Raw genomic sequence first — 21,208 nt, forward strand, 5'->3', positions numbered from 1 at the left:
AGTCCGTAGTTGAAACCTCTTCTGGCCTACCGGCTCCCCACCATCGCGACCGCCTGTGCAGTCGCAGCCATCCTGTACGGCACCGGGGTCGCGACCGCCGCTCCGCTCACCCTCGATCCGGTGGCCACGACAACCGCTTCGGGCTCGGCGGACTCGGGATCGGTCACATCCGGTTCAGCGACGCAGACTCTCGACGCGAATGCGAACACTGGCTCCAGCTCGGCCCAGCTGCTGTGGCGCCAGTTCTGGTGTCAATGGTCCGGCGGCGACTGGCACCCAGAAACCGGTTACTGTCAACATTATGACGGCTCCAGGGTGGGCTAGCTCGGGCCGAAGACCTCCCTTTGATCGTGTGTCGGCGCTTATCGCCTTCGGACCCCGGATGCGCCGGGGACGGGGCCGCCATGCGTCCCGGACCCCATCCGGCTTGGTCTCGGTCAGTAGCTCACCGCAGTCGACGCCGTGACGGCGGTGATAGTTGCAGAGCGAACCGATCGCAGCCAGCTTCCGGTTGATCGTCGATGCCGAACACGCCGAGCCCGGACTCGGAAACGCCGTCACCTGCGCCGACTGTAGAACCACCGGGATCCGAAGCCGATGCGCCGAACAGCCGGAGCGTGTCCGGCAGACGTCCGCTCAATGCCGCATACCGCGCTGGCCGAACCGGCCAGCGCGGGGCATCGGAAGATCAACCGGCCGTGCCGATCCAAGGCCGGCGGAACGTCCGCAACTGCCGGATGCTGCGTGTTTTGTTGGTCTGCTGAACCCAATAGGGGACGCGTGCCCGGTACTTCGTCATTGCAGCGATGGCGAGCGCCCATCCCAACATCGTGATCACGCCGACAACGATCCAGTGACTGGCGTGCGAGGCTTGGCCGAGCAGAGGCGCTCGAATGATCTCCAGATAGTGAAGGTGGGAACCCATTCGAGGAGTCGGACTCGTCCGGCGGTTCCCGCCGGACCTTGGGTGAGATCAGTGGGCCAGGTAACCGGCGTCAGGATGAACAGGGTGAGCGTGGCACTGGTGAGGATGGGGAGTAGATCTCGGTGTCGAGCGCTGAAGATGCCGAACACTATTGCGACCCAGACCGCGTTCAGGACCAACAGTCCCAGCGCGGGGATCGCTAGTAGCACGGTCCAGTTCAGGTGGTGCCAGGTGCCGAACACCGCTACCGCCAACACGTAGATCGCGAGGTTGCGGACAAGAAATAGCAGCTGGCGCCACACGAGTCGATAGACATCAATGCTCAATGCCGAAGGGAGTTGTTTGATGAGGCCCTCGTTGGCGACGAAGTCTCCGATCCGTCGATGATGCTGGCGTGGATCAGATTCCAAACGATCATCCCGACTGCCACATAGGGCAGGAACTCTGACACCGGACGGTTCATCAGCATCGCGATGAATCCGCCCATCGCAGCCGCCTGCAGCCCGGTCGAGATCGTGATCCAGAAGGGTCCCAGGACCGAGCGGCTGTAGCGCTGCTTGATGTCCTGCCAGCCCAGCGCGAGCCATAGCTCTCGCTGGTGTAACCCGTTGCGCAGATCAGCCGCAGCACGGAAGAAACTCCGCGAATCGGGCGCGGGTCGGAAAACTGTTGCGACAGTGGACAACACCCTCGCGAACCCACCCACTGGCGATTCTAGGGAGCGTCAACTACCTGGCTGCCCTGGAACAACGCACTCATCTGCCGCATACCGCGCTGCTACTGCCGAGTTTCGTGCGATTGGTGTACTCCTCCTCGTTGTTTGTCCGCTGGACCGGAGGATCAGCGTCCCTCCCCGGCCGCGCCGCTGGTGATGCGGTCACCGGATCCGGGGTGGCGCTGGTCAGTTATGGGGGTGGAGCAGGTCGGTGAGCTGCACGCGGGTGAGGAATTCGGCGCGGATGCGGTCGGCGACGGCGCTGACCACTTCGGCGCCGTCGTCGGCGGGGTCGATGTGGACTCGGAACGGGCGGGCGCCGTGGGGCGTGTCGACGAGGGTGACAATGGCGCGGGCCACGTCGGCGGCATCGGCGTCGGCGGGTGCCAGCTCGGCGAGTCGTTGGGCGATCTGGTCCATCAGTCCGGCGTATTTGTGGTCGTAGGCGGCGACGGTCGTGGTGTCGGCGGGGTGTCCGCTGTGGGCGAAGTGGTTGGTGCCGTTGGTGAACGAGCCGGGGACGACGATGGCGGTTTCGATGTCGAAGCGGGCCAGTTCGGCAGCGTAGCTGACCGCCAAGGAATCCATGGCCGCCTTGGCGGCGAAGTAGGGCCCCAGGTAGGGCGGCGTGCCGCCGCGGGTGCTGCTGGACCCGATCCACACCAGCAATGCGCGCCCGTGGGATCGCATGTGCGGCAGCACGGCTCGGTTGAGGCGTTGGGTGCCGAGCACGTTGACGTCGTAGACGGCGGCCAGTTCGGTGTCGGTGAATGCCTCGGTCGGGCCGGTGACCATGTGTCCGGCGTTGTGGATCAGCACGTCCAGTCGTCCGTGTTCGGCGATGATCGCCGAGACTGCCGAGTCGATCGACGGCTGGGATTGCACGTCGAGTTCGATGGTGCGCAGGTCCGCATGCTCGGTGGCGGCGAACGCCCTCGCCTCGGCCACGGCCGGTGCGTTGCGGCCGGCGGTATCGCGCATGGACGCGTAGACGGTGTGTCCCGCCCGGGCCAGGGCGCGTGCGGTGAGCGCGCCGAATCCGCTGGATGCTCCGGTGATCAGGATGGTCTTGGTCATGACGGTCCTCGAGGTCGAAGGTGAGATCAGGGGTGGCTGCTCGGATCAGGCTGGGGCTCAGATGATTCCGCCGTTGGCCCGCAGGGTCTGCCCGTTGACCCAGTGCCCAGCGGGGGATGCGAGGAAGGCGACGACCTCAGCGATGTCGGTGGGTGTGCCGAGACGTTCCAACGGCGGCTGGGCGGCCAGCCGGCCGATGGTGTCGCTGTCCTTGCCGTCGAGGAACAGTTCGGTGGCGGTCGGGCCGGGCGCGACGGCGTTGACGGTGATGTCACGAACGCGCAGTTCCCGGGCCAGGATCAGCATCAGTGCTTCGACCGCGCCCTTGCTGGCGGCATAGGCGCCATAGCCGGGCATCGCGAGCCCCAGCACCGAGCTGGACAGGGTAACCAGCGTGCCACCGGAGCGCAGGTGCCGCGCCGCCTGCTGGGCCACCACGAAGGTGCCGCGAGTGTTGGTGCGGTACATGCGGTCCAGAACGGCCAGGTCCAGATCCGCGACGGGAGCGAGCGCCATGATCCCGGCGGCGTTGACCACGATGTCGACGCCGCCGAACCGTGCTGCGGCCGCGTTGAACACCGCCTCCGTCGCGGCTTCGTCACCCACGTCGCCACGCACGCAGATCGCGGTGCCACCGGCGGCGGTGATCTCCTCGACGGTGGCCTCGGCCGCTGCCGCGTTGCCGGCGAAATTGACGACCACGGCGCACTTTTCCGCGGCCAGCCGCAGCGCGATGGCGCGGCCGATGCCGCGAGAGCCGCCGGTCACGATCGCCACTCGTGTAGTCATGGGGTTTGTTCCTTCCCTGCGGGATTTCGTTGTGGTGCCGATAACGATTCCGCCGCAGGAACTTCCGAGCCAGAGTGCCGTTCACCCTGGGGTTGTCGCCCCCTGGATAACGTCGGCCGCCACGGCCGACCCTGGAGGAGAGCCGGCGACCCGAGTCGGCACGACCCTCGGAGGAACACCATGAGCGTCATCAGCGTCGCCGCGCAGCTACGCGCGCGGCGGCAACAACTGCAACCCGGTGAGGCCGGGCTCACCGCGGGCGCGCGGCGGCGGGTGCCCGGGCTGCGGCGCAGTGAGGTTGCCTGGCAGGCGGGCATCTCGTCGGCTCATTACGCTCGACTCGAAAACGGTGCCAGGCCGAGCGAATCGACCACCGCGGCCCTGGCGCGCGCATTGCGCATGGACTGGATCGAGTACGTACGTCTTGCCGAAAGCGCCGGCCGTCGGCCCCGCCCCGACCTGCATGTGGCTCCGGGGCACCTGACGGTGCTCGACGCCCTCGACGCGTATGACATCCCGGCGTGGCTCACCACCGACGGCGGCGCCCGGCTCGAAAGCCGCACGGCCGGACTGGTATCGAAGTGGGGCATCGCGCCATGGCAGTCGAAACCATTGGAACGCATCGTGTTTCATGCCGACAATGGGGGTGCGCAGTTGGTCTGCCACGTCCCGGTCCCGGGCACCGGTGCGGCCGACTGGCTGGCGTTCCTCCGGGTCGTCGGGGTCCCGCCGGTGCCGTGATCCAATTTCCGCGTACCCCTTGGTCGTGCCAGGATCGGCGGGTGGATCGCGCTGAACTCGGATCGTTCCTGAAATCCCGGCGGGACCGGATACGCCCTGCCGACGTCGGTCTGCCGCCGGGCACGCGGCGAAGGGTTCCGGGACTGCGACGCGATGAGGTGGCCGTCCTCGCCGGCATGTCCAGCGACTATTACGTCGAACTGGAACAAGGCAAGGGCGCCCGCCCGTCCGAGCAGATGCTGACGGTGCTCGCGCGAACCCTGCGTTTGACCGACGATGAACGCGATTACCTGTTCCGCCTGTGCGACTACGCGCCCCCGCGTGCCGTCCCGTCCCATCAGGTCAATCCGCGCCTGGCCGACCTGCTCGGCAAGCTCGACGACACCCCTGCCCTGGTCATCACCGATCTGCACGAAGTCCTCGCCCAAAACACCCTGGCCATCGCACTGCTGGGCCGGCACGAACTCGGGCCCTGGCCGCACGGCAGCTTCGCCTACCACTGGTTCGCCCACCCCGACCAGCGCGGCATCTACCCAGAGGGCGACCACGCCTACCACTCGCAGGTCTTCTGCTCGGACCTGCGTGCCGCGATCGCCCGCCGCGGCGGCGCACACGACCTGATGGCCGGACTGCGCGCCATCAGCCCAGAGTTCGCCGCGCTCTGGGACGACCATGAAGTGGAGGTCCGCCACAGCACCCGCAAACGCATCGTCCACCCCGACCAGGGCGTCATCGAGCTCTACTGCAACAACATCCCCGCCGACGACGGCACCCAACGCCTGCTCTGGTTCTCCCCGATTCCCGAGAACAACTCGGCTCGACAACTCGTCGCACTCATCCCCGGCGCCACCGGCACCCTCACGCCCGGCACGGTCCGGCCGTGAACGCCAACCACCAGATCGAACGCCACCGAGGCGCCCGCATCGCTCACTGGCCGTGCGATGGATTCTCCTCGGCGGCTGGGCGACTGGTGTGCGATGCGATGTTCGACCTCCAGGATCTCGCGAAGAATGCTTGATCGGCGACGGAGTCGATCGCAGCGGCGACCGTGTCCGAGCCCCTGGCCATCGCGAGCGAATCCCGTCGACTATTACTTGGAATGTCGCGGTCGCCTTCAGGGGGAGGGGCTCGAACCTGCACACGACGCGGTCGAATCGTATCGGTATCTGCTGGAGCAGGGCTTCCGGGCCGAGCGCATCATCGTCTCTGGTGATTCGGCCGGCGGCGGGCTCGCTTTCCGGCTCGCGCTGGCGACTCGGGAGCGCGGGCTGCCGATGCCTGGTGGCATCTCCGCGATCGCACCGTGGGCGGATCTGGACTCGACCGTGCGAGACGCCCACCCGAATCGGCATCGCGATTCGTATATTCCGGCCCGGGCTTTGGAGGTCATCGCACGCCGGGGCTTTGCTGCTGACGGAGAACTCGACCCTGCTTGGTCACCGGTCAACGGTGACTTCACCGGCCTGCCACCGGTCCTGATCCAGGTCGGCTCCACCGAATGCCTGCTGCCCGACTCGCAGATGCTGGCCCGCCGTTGCGCCGAAGCTCGGGTACCGACGCTGCTGCAGATCTGGGACCGTGCCTCCCATGTCCATCACATGGGCGCGGATCTGCTGTCGGATGCCCGCGCGGCGATCGATCACCTCGGGCAGTTCCACCAGCAGCTGATGACCGGCCAGATTTCATCGACCACACTGCCCGACGCCGGCTGAATTGGTCGAGCACCGCCGGCCCAGCTGCCGACCGCGCGCTCCACCACGCCAAAACCAGAGGTGAAGATCAGCGCGGGAACAGACGCGCCGCCCGGCCGGTGACGGAGGTGCACGCCCAGCCGGACACGGCGGCGCGCGCCGCTACCGAGAGCAGCAGCTCGGTGGTGATGTCGGCAACTCCGCCACACGCGGATTGTTCCGCATCACGGGTCCCGCCTAGAACATGCGCCTCGGCGACTGTCGCGTACAGCGAAATCCGTCGGCACACACGAACACGGGCACCACCCATCAGTGATGAATCGCGCGCAGTAGCTCTCTGCTCGTCTCGATGCACCGCTCGGTGGCCTGCGCGCACAAGCGGCAATGCTCATGCTCCTCGGCGTGGACGCGACACAGCTGGCGGCTGCGTTCACATGCCAGCAGACACGCCTCGAGCTGCGCACTGATCACACTGGTGTCCGAGCCCGAATGCCGGGTAAGGAGTCTGCGCGTGGCTGCTACCACATCCGCACAGTCCAGATCGGCGGCCACCGCCGAGATCAGTGGGCCCACATTCGGTTCCGACAGCATGCCCGCTGCACAGGCGGTGACGGCTTCCTCGCATTCCAGCAGAGTGTCCACACCGGCCGCGATCTGTGTACTGCCGAAGCCGCTGCTGATATTCAAGCTTTCGAAGAGTTCATGAGTACGAGACATACCGGCCTCCCATATGAGGAGTTGATTGGTGCTTCCTCCATTCTCCGCCGCAGACCGAGGTTCCGGAACACCGCACGCATTGTGGCCGGCGGTCAGTCGATGATGTCGGGTGAGGGCGCCGATAGTGCTCGACCTTGGCCAAATTTTCGCCGGAATGTGTCAGGCGAAGCCGGCCCTGACAAGAAACCGGCTGCCGCCCAAGGCAGCTCGGACTACGTTCCAGCAGCTCAGCACGACTTTTCGCGCCACTGGCCCTGATGGGCCTGATCGACTACCGGTACTCGCCTCGCCGGTAGTCGGGCAGCCTGACCCAGACCTCGACAGCTGATCGTCCCGGTACTAACGGCGCAGAAAGCAACGAAGTTCGTGTAGTTGCTGGTCAGCGTCGTCGTTCCACTCCGAAGACCGGTGAGGTTTCGCATGGCCTGCGGCGGCGGTTTGAAGTAGCGGCGCAGGTTTTCCGGCCTGCGGTGACGGGATTGGCCATGAGGTCGAGCAGGCTGGCCTCGGATCACCCAGGTATGTGAGGCCGGAGTGCCAGTTCGTGCAGGTTCCGGTCCCGGTCGATCCGCTTCATCCGGTCGGTAAAGTCGGCGAATTCTTCTCAGGCTTCGCATTTCACGCACCCCCTGGCCGAAAACCGAAGGGCCGGCTAGGCGTTATGTCCGTTCCTGACCCGCGTCGTGGAATTGGTACCCGCCCAAAAGGACTGAAGTCATGCGCGGCCTCGAGTGCATTGATAGTGTGGCCTCCGCACTATGGAAGCTCGGGGGGCGATGCGCCGATTCCCCCCGGCTCGCTGGAGATTCGGATACCCGAAGCCGAGCGTTTCCGTAGGCGTTCCGATCGACGATTCGCTTGAGGGGAGCTTTCGTTGCCCGATTCACAACTCACTCTGTCTGTGGTGATCCCAGCCTTGAACGAGGCAGGTGATATCGAGCGTTGCCTGGCGAGGCTGGCAGGCCAGGACGCCATTGACGAGATCATCGTCGTCGACAATGGCAGCGACGACGGCACCCCTGAGATCGTGCGGGCCTTCGCGGCGATGCACCCCAAGGTGCAGGTGATCCACGAACCGACACGCGGCGTCAGCCATGCCCGCAATGCCGGATTCGACAAGGCGCGAGGCGATTTCATCGCACGCACCGACGCCGACACACTGGTCCCGCCCGAATGGGGGCAGACCATCCGGGCGTTTCTCACCGCGAACCCGGAGACGGCGGCGGTGACCGGAATCTGCACCTATCACGACTCACCGATCGGATTTCTGCTGGAATTCGGTGTGTACCTGCAGGATCGACGCGGCGTCCTGGGTGGGCAGGTCGGCAACCTGTACGGGCCGAACATGGCCATCCGGCGTACAGCGTGGCTGGAAGTCCGCGAGGACACTCAGGTCCGGGCCGATGTTGCCGAGGATCTGGATCTGGCACTGTGTCTGACCAAGCGGGGCCTGCGGATCGACCAGCTCAAGGGGATGCACGCGCTGACCTCATCGCGTCGCCGCCGCACCAGTCCTCGCGAGTGGTGGAAGTTCCAACTCATGGGTTTGCGCACCATCAGCCACCATGGCTACCGGGTACTTCCGGTCCATCGTATGGTGATCGCCGGTGCCTGGGCCGCACATACTGTCCAGTGGCCCGTCTACCGGTTCTGGGATTTCGGCCGCAAGCGCTTCGCGCTCCGGCCCGGCGCCGCCCGCATCTCCGCCGTCGGCGCCTGACAACCGCCCCCGCCTGGGCTTCCGGGTCGAGCTATCGCTCGCGCCGTGACTTCGGCTACGCGACAGCGCGCCACATCCAGAAGGCTACGGGCGGTGGGTCAAGGCGGTCGGGGTGGCAGGAACTGCGCGCCGCTCGGCAGGTTCGCGCCGCTCAGGGATGGTTGCGCCGGGTCGGGCAGCCGATGGACCTGGTGGTGAGGACGCGATGCGGCGCCGTCTCGCCGAACTGCGGATGCTCCACGAACAGATCTGTCGGTTGCGTCATCTGGCCAGGATCCATGGCCCGACACAGAATCTGAAGTCGCCAGGTCCGCCGGACCTGGCGGCCGTGGCGAGCCGATACAGCTCATACGTCACAATCAGCTGCCACGGACGCACGGTCCACGCACTCGTGTTGCCGGTGTGTTGGGACGTTCTGCAGATACGAGCCGGTGACCTCGTCGTGGTGACCACCGAACATGGCCACCGCCCGCCCGGTGACGAAGATCGTCACGCCCTACAAGACTTCGTCGATAGCTTCCACCGATTTGCCGCGCCCCCGCGAACATTCGCCCTCCAATAGACCTCCCAGAGGCCGGTCCCCGAATCCGGAACACGAAGAAAGCCCTGGGTCCAGCATCCGAACGTCCGCCTCTGGCTTCCTGGCGGCGCGGGCCGAAGCGGCCAGCCTGCGGTTGGCCTAACGCGCGGGGCACCGTCGACCAGTGAAATGATCTGTGTATGAACGAGTTCGGTGGTTCGTTGGGTCAGAACGGTGTCATTCATGGCACCCCCGAGAACGAATACGGTTGGGCTGAATCCGAATACAAGATAAGGATGGTTCGGATACCGGACGATGCCCGGCTGTTCTTCGCTCCTCTCGGGTGATCCACAGCTTCCTGCGACCACTGCAGCGAATATCCGCTCTTGCCGCGTGGCGCGCGGTTCGAATCGGCCAGGCGGTCGGCCCCGAAGGCCAACGGGCCGACCGTTTTTGATCTCCGCTCCGGCGCCACTGACCAGACCGGCCGGTCCACGGCACGCCGGGAGTACTCGCTCATGCCGAGGTGCGGTTGTTCTGCCAATGCCAGGGCGCGCCCGCCGCGTCGGGTTCGCGTGTAAGGGCCGGTGGTCGGTCTGCGTTGAATCTGTTCAGTCCCGTGGGGTCAGCAGGACCAGCGGAATTTCGCGAGTGGTGCGCTGCTGATAGGCGGCGTAGCCGTCATATCTCGCGATCACTTTCGGCCATAGCTCGGCCCGTTCCTCCGCAGTCGCCATCCGGGCGTTCATTCGTCGACGGGGGCCGCTGCGGAACGACACGTCGACCTCGGGCCGGTCTCGCAGATTCAGATACCACGCCGGGTGGACCGGACCGCCACCGCGGGACGCCACTACGACGATCGTGTCGCCATCGACCAGCGGGGCGGTAAGCATCACCGTGTGCGATCGTCCCGACTTCCGTCCGACCGTGGTCAGTTCCAGCGACGGCATGCCGCTGAAGGAGTTGCCCAACTTCCCGCCGCTCGCCCGGAGCAGGCCGCGGTGCGCGATGTTCATTGCCTTCAAGGCCAGGTTTGGTGGCAAGGGGGTCTCCTGTGTCGAGGTTCGGCCGGTCGGAGAGCTCGGCGAGTGAGAATCGAGTACTTGCAGGCGGTCGCCGAGCACACGGCACAAGGCAACCAGGCTGGCCCAGCCGCAGTATTGGATAAACGCGACAGCCTGGACTCGGACGCTTCAGCCGCGGTCGGCCGGACCAGGAGGAGCGAAGCACAGACGATTGGCGAACACACTCTCGAGCCGCATGGCGGGGCTACGTGGTCGTTTTGTTGAGGCGCTGCGCGCACCGCTCGGGGGTTGGTTCGTGCGCCAGTCGACCATAGGTCTCCTGCCGCGCCTGCTGGCGAGCATGGGCAACCCGCTCCACCACCGTGACCGGCCCGGGCCGGATCACCCGAGCCGAGATCAGGTACTCACACGCCGGCCGGAACAGCAGCGTGGGCGAATCATGCTCCATTGCCCGCGCCAGCAAGAACTCGTCCAGCTCCTTGAACTCCATCGCCCCAGCCGACCGCCAGCCCAGGTACTGCGCCACCAGCCGCAGATGCTCGGTACGCGTTTGCGCCCGCTTGCCGTACGAACGGAGTTGGGCAGCATCAACTTTCAGTTGCTCGGCCCGCCTGGCCACCACCACCGCCGGTGCCGAGGCGACTTTGTCCGGCACGAATCCCAGCCACGGTAGGGTGCACAGCGCGACTGCTACACCCAGACGGTCTGCCGCGCCACGCCCTCGGCCGGGATCAACGAACGCGACGGCCAGTGGGTCGAGGGCGAGGACGTTCCGGAACTGTTGTGCCGCACAGGTGTCGCGGGCTGGTCTCCGACCGTGCTGGAACCGACGCGGGCGGAGGTCACCTGTGCCCGTTGTCTGCGCAGGTTGGCGGCCCCACCAGCTCAGCGCAGCAGCTTCCGCTGTTCGGAGACGAGTCCCGGGATCGATAGGCGTCCTGGAGTTCAAACGCCAGCGGTTGCTCCTGGAGCGGATTCATCATTCCGGGGAGTGTCGGGGGTGCTGCGTATCCTTGCCGAGCAAGGCGTAGGCGGTTACGGCGCCGAGCAGGGCACACTGGCCATGCAGGTCAATCATGACGACGGTCGATCGTGAATGTCGTCTACAGTGCCGTGCAGGCGGACCTGCGGTGCGAAGGAGTTCGAGTAGATGACCGGCCCGAACGCAGAGATTCCCATCTCGGCGGTGGACACCGCGATCCTCGGCATCAACGCCACAGGCCAGCCCTATGTGGTAACCCTCGCCGGGTTGCTGGGCCCGGGCGGTTTCGTCAACGCCGCCGGCCACCCCGACATCGAACGCCTGACCGCGTTCCTGACACCGCGCGTGGAACGGGAACCCGACCTACAGCACTGTCCGCAACGCCGCGACGGCCGCTGGTGGTGGGTGCGCATGCCCGTCGACATATCGGCACACATCACTGTCGAATCCGCAGCGGGCCCCGGCGGCTTCGAGGCTCTGTGCGGGCGCACGGTCATGAAACCACTTCCACTCGATCGTCCGCTGTGGCACATCACCGTTGCCCCCGCTGCCCGCCCCGGGCAGTGCGGCATCGTCGTGCGACTGCATCACGCGGTGGTCGACGGCACCCGGGCCACCGCCCTGCTCGAGCGGCTTTTCGGCCCAGACCAGGAGCCGGGCGCGACAACAGTAGCCCAGACCGGCGCGGCCCGCCCGGACTCGAGAGGCCCGACGCTCCCCTCACGCGTGCGTCACGGCCTGCACATGTTCCTCCGGCGAACCGTCCGCTCACCGGTGCTGCTCGGCACGGTCGGCGACACACGGGACGTCGCCGCGGCAAGCGTGGACCTGGCCGAACTCGAAACGGCCGCGCGAGCGTCTGGCGCCACGGTCAACGACGCCTACCTCGTCGCCGTCGGACAGGGACTACGCGCGGTGCTGATGGACGCCGGCGAACCGATCCCGGAAACGCTGACGGTCTCGGTGCCAGTACAAGTCGACTCCCGCGGGGCGGCGCACAATGCGGTCGGAGTCATGCTCGTCGCGGTGCCTCTCACCGAATCGGTGGCAGCGCTGCGGACGGTCGCGCGCCGGACGTCGGAGGCGAAACCGCTCGCCCGGGCCTCGGGGACCACGATCGGCTCGCCTCGGCTGGTGCGACTGTTCAACGTATTCACTCGCCACCAGCGCGTCATCGCAACGGTCGCGTCCAACGTCCATGGACCACGACAGCCCCTCACCGTCGACGGCGCCCCACTGACGGAAATGTGGGCACTCGGCCCACTCGCCGGGAACGTCCGGGTCGGCTTCACCGCCGTGTCGTACGCCGGTCGACTGTCGGTCGGCATCGAGTCCGACGCCGACCACCTGCCTCCCGCCTCTCGCATCGCTGACTCCGTCGGCCGGGCACTGCAGTCGATCATCGACACCTGACTCATCAGACGACACAAAGACGCGATAGTCGAACATGCCCGTGTTGCGGGTCCCCTACCGCAAGCGTTAAGTGGCCGCGTACCGCGCTGACTGAACCGGCCAGCGTGGGCGGCGGAAGATCAACCGGCCGTGCCCATCTGACGTCGGCCGAACGTCCGCTACTGCCGATTACACGATGCACAGCGCGCCCGATGGACAAGGGTCAAGCTGGTCTCGGGTCATTAACCGAACCGGCCAGCGCAGGGTGCCGGCGGTCGGAACCTGGTGCGGTGCAGAACGTCCGCTGCTGCCGATTCCAGTGCGCGTCTTCGACACGACCGCAGTAAGCTCGGCAACCGGTGATGGTGCGCAGTTCGGTGTGCGACGGAGGTACCGGGTTCAGATCTCGTGGCGTCACGACACTGTGTAGACCCAGGAACCGTTACATCCCCGGTCCCGGTCCCAATCGGATTCGTAGCGCCAGGTACCAGACGGAGCTTGGATGCTCCAGTCGCCGTCGGCGGTTGCGATGGCCTTGCCGTCGTCGAGTGTCAGGATGGTGGTGACGTTCGGGCCGATCTTCCAGCTTGCTCCTTGGAACAGAAGATTTTGCACGACGACCGTCACACCGTCCGACGTCTCGTTCTCGATCACCAGGCATGCGTTCTGAACCGGGCCAGTAGCGTGGGCTGGTGCGGCCGCGAGCAGGAGACCAACGATCGCGGCGCCAGCGAGTCCGGCGCGGGCGGTGAATGAGATTTTCATGGAGGTCCCCTCGGCTGCACTCTTCAGGAGTTGAATTCCATTGGAGTAGAAGATGTTCGGCACCTGACGAATGGAACCGTAGCTTCCTTGCGACTGTCTTATGAAAAGCTTTGTGCCTATGAACTTTTCGGTCCCCGTTCCTGATTCGCGGAACGGAGACGACAGACGTGGCACTCAACCGATCGGTACCGGGTCGGCCTGTTAGCGTTCGCGCTGCTGAAGTTCGAGCAGGCGGCTGCCTTCCACATCGCCGGGTCGATTGGCCACGGCGCGAACCGAACTGCTTCCATCAACTGCCTGGCTGCAGCCAAGGCTGCTCGCTGCGATCCAGAGTCGAGCGAATATCCGCTTCTGCCACATACCGCGCTGACCGAACCGGCCAGCGCGAGGCATCGGAAGATCAACGGGCAGAGCGTAGTACGACCGCCGGCGGTGCGCGCTGATGCCGCGACCCGCGCGGTTCGATGCGGCCACGGCCACCGCCGGCGACCGCACTGAACTGCCGATGAGTACATCCACTCGATGCAGGCCTGATGTCCGGTCATGCCGCACCCGCGTTGAGCTGACCGGCTGGCGCGGAGTCAGCAGGGCGATCCAGCGACGAGCATGCATTGCTGCGTTCGAACGCCGAGTCGGCGGCGAGGCTACGGTTGTGAGAATCACTGCGGTGTAAGCACTCCCGGTGCTGGAGATGGTTGCGGCGGAGCCGATCGAGAGTGATCATTGCAAGGGGATCGTGGACGCGGTTCCGCGAATGTGGCAGCCGAACCGGTTGCCCTGGGGGGAGACGAAATGATCACCGGCGTTGTGCTCGTAGTGATTGCGGCCGCACTTGTGGCATTGACGTGGCGGGCTGTATCCGCCGCCAAAAGCCGACAGCCACAACAGCTCAACCGCGAAGATGGCGCTGCCACCACTGCGCACACCTGGGTGTGGAGCTGGATTCGCTGATCGGGCCGCCAGTCCGAGGTCGTATCTTCCCGCCCAGACGCCCGCGGTTCGGCGTTGCAAGGGTATTGGCAGGTTCAGGGCTTTGTTGTCCAGGTCGTCGATGATGAGATGGTCGTGAGTGGCGGGTACCGAGGTGTCGGGTATACGGGCCACGGTGTCGAAGACATACATCTCCTCCCATGATGGCCACTGGTTGCCCGACAGGTCGCATTGCGCATCGAACAGTGCATCGACCGCTGCCAGCATGGCTGACTCGTCGATCGTTTCGACATCGATCACCTGGGCGCGCGTGTATAGGGAAATGGTTCTGCTCCTGGTGGCTTCAGATACCAATGTCCTTCTGCCAGCGGTTCCTGCGCGATCAACGAGAGTCCCTCCGTGTGGAAGCGTACGCACTTGATGAGCCCGAACTCCTGGGGTTCGATCAAGTCGCGGGTGAGCTCGACGATCGCTGATACCGCGTGTTCGACCCCTGCGCGCTCGCACTGGGTTGTTGTTGTGCCGCAACGTAAATCCCACTCGAGGTCTAGTCTCAGCTTGTAGGAATGGCCCGAGTTGTAGATGACATGTCCGGAATGCTGATCGTGCACAGTGCGTGATGGTGTATGACTCGGCCCGTTCAGAGCAACCGGCGGTTTCGGTAATGGCACGGTTGGCATTGCGCGCTATTGCCGATTGCAGGATGGGTTTGGACCGACGGCCACGTTCAGACCGGGTGCAGGGCGACGCATTCCGTACAGCGGTCCCGTCAATCAGGGATCGGGTCCGGCCACTGGAATCCGTGCGGGAGCACCTGTACATCCGTCCCGCACTCCGGCCGGCTGGCTCCTACCGCCACCGTGTGAGCGACAGGCGGCCCGTCGCTGACAAACGTGATGTTCCGGTAGTTCGCGTTGTCGATCGGACGGGTCGGATCGGCTGCTACCAGCCGAACGTTCCCGTGGAACCACGTCTCATAGTCCACAACGAGACCATAGCGCTCCGATAAGGGGCGGCTGGGCCCAAGCGCGTCGGCTGCTGCGTCGAACATCCGCTACTGCCGCATCCCGCGCTGACTGAACCGGCTACAACGGGCGGGCGAAGGTCAACCGGCCGCGCCGATCCGAGGCCGAGCCGAACGCACCGTCGCTCCCTCGACAATTCGTCTTCTTCGGTATCTGGTCGGCGAACTGGCCTGCGGCGCGCCGCAGCCGGTGAACGTCACCGCCGCCCAGCGCTACGCCACCGACGGGACCACCGGCCTTTTCGAGGGCACCACGCCCAGAGCCGACTCTATGGAAGCCGCTCCCGGCGTCCAGGCGCTCGCGGCGCATGAAGAAGCCACTATGACGCGCATGCGAAGGCGCAGGGACATGTTGAAGTATGGGCTTTTCAATTTGTACGCGCGGGGCCTCACTACGCGGTTACCGTCGGAGCGGCACTCAGGTGCCGGCTAACGACTACTCCAACGGGAAAGTACAGATGAGGCAAATGAGTTGGGCCGCCGTCACGGTGGCCATGCTGGCGATACCGGTCGTCGCGGCGGCATCGGCGTCGGCCACGGTCGACAATGTGAATCTGACACAGGTCGACACCGGCATCGGCGGATGTGAAGGGGCAGGCAATACCTGCACGATATTGGTGACCACCAGCGGCGCGGACGCCCTGGCACCGGTCACGGTCACCTTGGACGGGCAGAACGTCGGCACCTTCACCCCGCAAGCCGGATCCACGGCCGGCACCGGGATCATCCAGTACGTCTATCGCTCGAAGCTTCCCGAAGGCGTCTATAGCCTCACCGCCACGCAGGGCTCGTCGACCAAGTCCATGACGGTGCAGAACTGCGGCAGCCAGCCGACCGGCAGCTCCAGCGCCTCGGCCCAGTGCACCGGAAACGATATTCTCGGCGCTCTGATGATGCCGCTGATCATCCTCACCGGCTCCGGGCACACGCAGCTCTGACCGACCAGTTGGGACAGTGGGTCGGTGGACGGTACGGAGTGCAGTGGTCGACGGCCCCCCCCAGGCACACAAAGTGAATCGAACGCCGTTACGCGGCAATGGTTTTTGGCCTATCGGCGAGGTCGATCTTCTTCATCGACTCCAGTGCGCACGCAAATGGCACGAAAACGGCCGGTCATCGCAACACCTGCGATGACCGGCCGCGTCCTGTGGTTCTAGCTGGATCGAACCATCGATCATGTGACGGAGGTCGGATCTGGCCTTTTGCTCCACTTTCGGTGCCTCTGAGTCAGGAAACTGCTTGAAACCACTCGAGAATGGAGCAACAGGCCAGTCCGCCGCCATAGGCCGGCTGCCAGGCAGCTCCCGAACGCGCCGTCATGCCGCGTGGCGAGCGGTTCGAACCGGCCAGCGCGGTCCTGTGGAAGATCAACGGCCCGAGACAACTCGGGCCGTTCCTGTGTCCGCACATGCCGAATGCCGAGCGATCGTGGGCTCAGCGAGACTTGAACTCCGGCGGGATGTCGATCTCACACCGGCCGACGACTTGCGGTCGAGTGTTTGACCGGTTTCCGGTACCACCGATAGGAGATGTGTTGCTCTCGGACTATCAGCAACGGCTGCGCGATCACTTCCTGGCCGCGCCCGTCGAGCCGACCCCGGCGCCCTGGAAACCGTTGTCCGCCGGTAGGATTCCGGTCGGCGGGCTGTTGGGCATCGGCTTCGCGGTCCGTCCCGACAATGGACATGATCTGGTGATGGTGGTGTCCTCCAACGGTCATGGACTCTTCGACGCAGTCACCGGAGAGAAAATCGCCCGAGACTACGATCCCGACACCAGCACGCCCGATTGCTCCCCGGACCTGACCTGCCCCGGGCTCGGACCGATCGCGGGCACCCCGGTGCACATCGCGGGTCTCTTCGGCGGCGGCCTCCACCACACCACCCTCGACGGTTGGTGTTTGGATATCGTCTCTCCCGATTGGCCCAATGACCGCGTCCTTCTCTCCGCTGACGGCGGCATCTACAAGGACCCACCCGGCCGGGGCTGGTGGCATATCTTCCACTCCAACTACTCCACCTTCCGCGCCGCCGGATTCTCCAGCTCCGGGTTCACCCTGGCGGTCGCTACCAGTAGCGACCTCACCATCTGGCACCGGTCAAGCCTCGATATCCGTACTTGAGAATGGGTTTCACCGCTCGAGAACATTCACGAACGGGACACAGCGGTCAGAGTCGGCACCGGTTCTGAAGCTAGGGGAGTCGAGCGTGTCGCGAATGAGCGATGTGCGTGTCACCGCACCTGCGGTAGTGCCCGTTCGCAAACTCCGCCCCGGTCAGATCGCAAGCAGCGTGGGGAGGCATCACCACCGACGACTTCGAGCTTGACTATCCTGACCCGGAATCCGGCGCGACCATCGCGTTCTTCAGCGCCCGCTCCGGGGGATCCGGGCGTCGGATCAGTCGCCGACAGGAGCTATCTGGCCGGATGCCGTCGACCGACGCCGGCAACCCTCCGCCCCATGTCCGCTCCAGCGTCACCCCTGGCTGGTCCTCGATCAGCGCGAGGGACTGCAACACGGCGCCGATCACCTGGCCGGTGCCGTTCTCTGGTGCATCTGGACGTCGATTACGTACCCCGGCATCACGAGCGGCTGCACCGTGATGGGGGCACGGAGGGACGGTGGGCAAGAGAATCTCTGCGCCGCTGACTGCGATCGTGTGTTCGGTTCGACGAGCACCGGATATCGTCGTCCCACGAGCAGGGAGGGACGACACCGCATGACCGATGTAGCGGGTGACCGTTCGACTAGGATCAAGCGTTTCCTCGCCGTGTGGATCATGTTGGGCGTGCTCGGGTCGCTGCCGGCGGGGTTTGCGTCATTGATCGTGTGGATGGCGCTGGATCAGCCTACGCATTGCGGTTACCAGGCGCCCTGCTCGGCGAACGCTATTCTGTCGCACGGTCGTGCGTCATTGGGCTGGGTGTGGGGCTTGTGGTTCGGTGCGGGCGTGATCGCCTGGCTGATCGGTCAGCGTGCCGCTGCGAAGAATAGCCGCTTCGGTTCGGCGCCGGCCTTGATAGGTGGCGCGCTGGTATTCGGAATCGGATTGTTCGCCGCCGGATGGACGCTTGTACATGGCATAGACGCCACACACGGACCTTGACCAGTGCGGGCGCGGTCATAGACCGATGACTCCGAGCATCTGCCGCGGAGCGCGCTGACCGGATCAGTCAGAGCGAGCTCTCGAAAGATTGACTGGCCGAGAACATCCGGGCCGTGACGAAGGTCCTTGCGCGACCCGCGCGTTCGAAGCGGTCGAACCGACGCCAGGCCGGGCGGGGAGACCGCCCGCGGCGGGTGTGCTTTCGTTGCTTCGGCTGGACCTCGGCCATGACGATCGTCGATTGAGATTGCTGAGACGTGTATACGCTGCATGTCCCGACTCCGTTGGGCCTCGATCCTTGCGCCCTGCCGGGGTGAAGGCGGGCACTGATGGGTGAGGTGCACGGTCGCCGTCCTGACCCCATCGGTCGTCCCACCCAGAACGATCACGTGGGTGGTCTCGGCGCCCCGCCGGTGAGTACCAAGGACGCCCGCTGTCGTTCTTGCCGCATCCCGCGGCTGCCAAGCACCCGACGGCGATCACCACCAAGCCGAGCCTGCGCACCGCGATCAGATCGAATCTAGATCAGCAACAACGAATCCCGGTAGCTCAGCTGTCACCTTCGCCGGACTGCGCGACGTGCGTGATGCCGCTGAACGTCCTGGAGAACTGCATTGCCTGCAATCTCGCTGAACATGCCACGGTCGGCATCAGTTCGACCGACCCGCATCAGATATCCGGCCGCCTGCATCGGTTTCGCCGAGTCAGCATGGGATGTTCGGCCGGAGATGCGGGTGCTCCACTCAACCCATTCCGGATTTGAAACCAACTGGTTACTGTCGGGAGCATGGGTGACTGGCGGAACGACCGGATCGGCACTGCCGTGCGTGGGGCGAATCCGACGGTGATGCGCCGGCTGACCGCTGGGTTCGCCGTCATCGGCGACACCCAGTTTCTGCCGGGGTACTCACTGCTGCTGACCGATGAGCCTGGGGTACAGCGCCTTTCCGAGCTGCCGCGACCGCGCCGGGCAGCGTTTCTCGCCGATATGGATCGACTGGGAGAGGCGGTCGAGCGGGCCTGTGCGCAACTGGATTCGGGCTTCCGGCGGGTGAATCTGGAGATACTGGGCAATACGGACCCGTTCCTGCACGTTCATGTGTGGCCGCGATTTGATTGGGAGCCAACCGATCTGGTGACCGGCCCGGTGTGGCTCTACCCGCGCGATCGGTGGACGGATGAGCGCTACGCGCTCGGTACGAGACATGACGAGATCCGGCAAGCGATCACCAATGCGCTGGATGCACTGCTGGCCTGAGATGGCTCGACCTTGGTCGAAATACGATACGCTGCAACAGAACTCATTGCACGCATCCCTAGCCTGGTCGGCAGTGGCTGCGGACTGCCGCGCTCGGTGCGACGGCGGTGATCGACACCGTAGCGCGCACAGTCACCTCCACCGTGCGCGTGCGGTGACCGCCCCGGTCTCGGGGCAAAAATCCAATCTCGGTGGCTGTGGATTCGTTCAGCCGCAACGCCTTTGTCATGGACACGGGCGCGGTGTCGGTGATCGCGACAGTGTCCTGACTGGGCCGCCTGACTTGCTCTCCCGCCTCGTTCTGGCCACGGTCAGCCCTTGCACCGAGGGTCTCCACGAGCGCGAGCCGGTTGTCGAAAGATCGAATGATGTAGTGATGTCGGTGAACTCGTTCTCCAATGCGAAGATGCCACCACCCCTGCGGAGTTGCGAGCCGCAGCTACCTCCGTCGTGGGCACGGCCAGGGTAGCGGAGCCGACGTTGGAGTCGCTGTCCGGACAACCAGGGATTCTGCTGTATCCGCTTGCGGCCTACCCGCTCGATCAGCGGTCGAACCATGCGAATGAGGTTGGTAGCCAGCGACTTCGACGTGCCGACATCGACCGGGCGGATCCGAATGACCGGTGGTTCTGTGGTGGCTCATTGAATCCGGATGTTGCTCGTCATGGTGATGCCGGTCGAGCTTCGGCGCATCCCGCGGTGGCCGGTACCACCAGGTCGGCATCCGACCGCGCGAAAGTGCTTCCTACTGTCGATCGACCGAATCGGCTGGGGCCAGTTTTTCCTGGGCACTCAGCCGGTTGGGGCGGAGTAAAATTCTCGGCGGGGTGGCTTCTGCAAAGGAGTACCGACAATGACCAGGTTCGTTCAGACGATCGAGTTCAAGACCACTCACATCGATGAGTTCAATGAGAAGCTCGACGCCTGGCTCGCCGCGACGGCGGGCAAACGCACAGCTCTCCGCGGTATGGAGGCCAAGGATCGCGACCATCCGGACACGTATCTGCAGATGGTCGAATTCTCCTCCTACGACGAGGCGATGCAGAATTCCGATCTTCCCGAGACGACGCGGTTCGCCGAGGAACTGGCCGCGCTGTGTGACGGCCCGGCCGTCTTCCACAATCTCGATCTGCTGCGCGAGGACGACATGTCCGACGGCCAGGCGCGGAACCTGGTCGTGAAAAGCCTCGACAACCCCGACGAATCACGGCCCTTCGAATCCGGAACCGGCCGGATGGACCTGGTCGAGACACCGCACGGTCCCGTCGGCCGCGCCGTGTTCGAACCGGGCTGGCGCTGGTCACAACACGTCAAGCCGATCGCCGGAACCGACAGCTGCCAGGCCATGCACGTGGGCTACTGTGTGTCCGGCCGACTGCGGATCCAGATGGACGACGGTACCGAAAACGAAATCGGCCCCGGCGATTTCCTGTTCTGCCCACCCGGCCACGACGCGTGGGTCGTCGGCAACGAGGCGTGCGTGATGATCGACTGGGCCGGCGCGGCCCGGTACGCGAAACGAGGCTGACCCCGAACCAACCCCGCCAACGGGCCGAAGTGGTCGTCGAGTTCGGCGACGCGCGGGAGCCGGCGCGCCGGATTTCGGCCCGACGGCGGCGGACCATCGGCTCGCCACGCAGGTCATCAACCGCAACTCGAGCGTGTCGCCAAAGGATCTGAAGCGGCCGCGCGACGAGCTGCTTCCACGAAAAGGCATGGCTACCGGCAAGAAAGGTGACTTCGACACATTCGCCGCCGGTTTGCCGGTAGCGGCTCTTGAACCAGTGTGCTGGACAGGTCAATGTCCACTCTCATGCTTCCCTGCTAGAC

Annotated in this window: 17 protein-coding genes and 2 pseudogenes; 11 read left to right on the top strand and 8 right to left on the bottom strand. The window is 65.2% G+C overall.

The window, feature by feature from the left end:
- Positions 1-9 precede the first annotated feature (9 nt).
- On the top strand, positions 10-324 hold the full coding sequence (locus tag ON33_RS42100; RefSeq protein WP_157184910.1) for a hypothetical protein: 315 nt from the start codon (positions 10-12) through the stop codon (positions 322-324).
- A gap of 439 nt (positions 325-763) precedes the next feature.
- Here the strand turns inward: ON33_RS42100 and ON33_RS40345 are convergent.
- The 3 genes and pseudogenes from ON33_RS40345 to ON33_RS35345 all read right to left on the bottom strand — a co-directional run.
- Positions 764-1,613, bottom strand: a pseudogene (locus tag ON33_RS40345) (ABC transporter permease); the annotation flags it as partial.
- Between the two features lie 213 nt (positions 1,614-1,826).
- Positions 1,827-2,717, bottom strand: a complete 891-nt coding sequence (locus tag ON33_RS35340) for an SDR family oxidoreductase (protein ID WP_040863488.1) — start codon at positions 2,715-2,717, stop codon at positions 1,827-1,829.
- Between the two features lie 57 nt (positions 2,718-2,774).
- Complete coding sequence (locus tag ON33_RS35345) at positions 2,775-3,506, bottom strand: SDR family oxidoreductase (protein WP_040863489.1); 732 nt, start codon at positions 3,504-3,506, stop codon at positions 2,775-2,777.
- Positions 3,507-3,686: 180 nt separating this feature from the next.
- Here ON33_RS35345 and ON33_RS35350 point away from each other — a divergent pair, with 180 nt between their 5' ends.
- The 3 genes from ON33_RS35350 to ON33_RS35360 all read left to right on the top strand — a co-directional run bounded on the left by ON33_RS35350 (position 3,687) and on the right by ON33_RS35360 (position 5,959).
- Positions 3,687-4,247: a helix-turn-helix domain-containing protein gene (locus tag ON33_RS35350; RefSeq protein ID WP_051153362.1), complete on the top strand. Its 561-nt coding sequence runs from the start codon at positions 3,687-3,689 to the stop codon at positions 4,245-4,247.
- 41 nt (positions 4,248-4,288) lie between these two features.
- Positions 4,289-5,131: a helix-turn-helix transcriptional regulator gene (locus tag ON33_RS35355; protein WP_051153363.1), complete on the top strand. Its 843-nt coding sequence runs from the start codon at positions 4,289-4,291 to the stop codon at positions 5,129-5,131.
- Positions 5,132-5,341: 210 nt separating this feature from the next.
- Positions 5,342-5,959 (top strand): alpha/beta hydrolase, encoded by a 618-nt coding sequence (locus ON33_RS35360; protein WP_051153364.1) that lies wholly within the window; start codon positions 5,342-5,344, stop codon positions 5,957-5,959.
- Positions 5,960-6,247: 288 nt separating this feature from the next.
- Here the strand turns inward: ON33_RS35360 and ON33_RS35365 are convergent, their stop codons facing one another.
- The gene (locus ON33_RS35365) at positions 6,248-6,655 is read right to left on the bottom strand and encodes a four-helix bundle copper-binding protein (RefSeq protein WP_040863490.1); all 408 of its coding nucleotides are present in this window, start codon (positions 6,653-6,655) and stop codon (positions 6,248-6,250) included.
- Between the two features lie 904 nt (positions 6,656-7,559).
- On the opposite strand from ON33_RS35365, the gene ON33_RS35370 reads away from it, so the two are divergent.
- The gene (locus ON33_RS35370) at positions 7,560-8,375 is read left to right on the top strand and encodes a glycosyltransferase family 2 protein (protein WP_281033267.1); all 816 of its coding nucleotides are present in this window, start codon (positions 7,560-7,562) and stop codon (positions 8,373-8,375) included.
- A gap of 1,131 nt (positions 8,376-9,506) precedes the next feature.
- On the opposite strand, the gene ON33_RS35375 is transcribed toward ON33_RS35370, so the two are convergent.
- Together ON33_RS35375 and ON33_RS35380 are read right to left on the bottom strand one after the other, a co-directional pair.
- Positions 9,507-9,938 carry a nitroreductase/quinone reductase family protein gene (locus ON33_RS35375; RefSeq protein ID WP_040863492.1) on the bottom strand — a complete coding sequence of 144 codons (432 nt, stop codon included), beginning with the start codon at positions 9,936-9,938 and terminating at the stop codon, positions 9,507-9,509.
- 250 nt (positions 9,939-10,188) lie between these two features.
- Positions 10,189-10,869: pseudogene (locus ON33_RS35380) on the bottom strand (DUF4158 domain-containing protein); the annotation flags it as partial.
- A gap of 201 nt (positions 10,870-11,070) precedes the next feature.
- Here ON33_RS35380 and ON33_RS35385 point away from each other — a divergent pair.
- Positions 11,071-12,315 carry a wax ester/triacylglycerol synthase domain-containing protein gene (locus ON33_RS35385; RefSeq protein ID WP_040863494.1) on the top strand — a complete coding sequence of 415 codons (1,245 nt, stop codon included), beginning with the start codon at positions 11,071-11,073 and terminating at the stop codon, positions 12,313-12,315.
- A 393-nt stretch (positions 12,316-12,708) separates the two neighbouring features.
- On the opposite strand, the gene ON33_RS35390 is transcribed toward ON33_RS35385, so the two are convergent.
- The gene (locus ON33_RS35390; protein ID WP_040863495.1) at positions 12,709-13,122 is read right to left on the bottom strand and encodes a hypothetical protein; all 414 of its coding nucleotides are present in this window, start codon (positions 13,120-13,122) and stop codon (positions 12,709-12,711) included.
- 657 nt (positions 13,123-13,779) lie between these two features.
- On the bottom strand, positions 13,780-14,289 hold the full coding sequence (locus tag ON33_RS35395; protein ID WP_157184911.1) for a hypothetical protein: 510 nt from the start codon (positions 14,287-14,289) through the stop codon (positions 13,780-13,782).
- A gap of 1,191 nt (positions 14,290-15,480) precedes the next feature.
- On the opposite strand from ON33_RS35395, the gene ON33_RS35410 reads away from it, so the two are divergent.
- The 5 genes from ON33_RS35410 (at position 15,481) to ON33_RS44600 (ending at position 20,906) form a co-directional block, all read left to right on the top strand.
- Positions 15,481-15,951, top strand: a complete 471-nt coding sequence (locus ON33_RS35410; protein ID WP_040863499.1) for a hypothetical protein — start codon at positions 15,481-15,483, stop codon at positions 15,949-15,951.
- Positions 15,952-16,547: 596 nt separating this feature from the next.
- Entirely contained in the window at positions 16,548-17,135 is a 588-nt protein-coding gene (locus tag ON33_RS35415; RefSeq protein ID WP_040863550.1) for a hypothetical protein, read from the top strand.
- A 598-nt stretch (positions 17,136-17,733) separates the two neighbouring features.
- Entirely contained in the window at positions 17,734-18,120 is a 387-nt protein-coding gene (locus ON33_RS35425; RefSeq protein ID WP_040863501.1) for a hypothetical protein, read from the top strand.
- Between the two features lie 847 nt (positions 18,121-18,967).
- Entirely contained in the window at positions 18,968-19,378 is a 411-nt protein-coding gene (locus ON33_RS35430; RefSeq protein ID WP_245551125.1) for an HIT family protein, read from the top strand.
- 853 nt (positions 19,379-20,231) lie between these two features.
- Positions 20,232-20,906, top strand: a complete 675-nt coding sequence (locus ON33_RS44600; RefSeq protein ID WP_373281085.1) for a cupin domain-containing protein — start codon at positions 20,232-20,234, stop codon at positions 20,904-20,906.
- The last annotated feature ends 302 nt before the right edge of the window (positions 20,907-21,208 follow it).

The organism is Nocardia niigatensis NBRC 100131 (genome assembly GCF_000308655.1).
GTDB lineage: Bacteria > Actinomycetota > Actinomycetes > Mycobacteriales > Mycobacteriaceae > Nocardia > Nocardia niigatensis.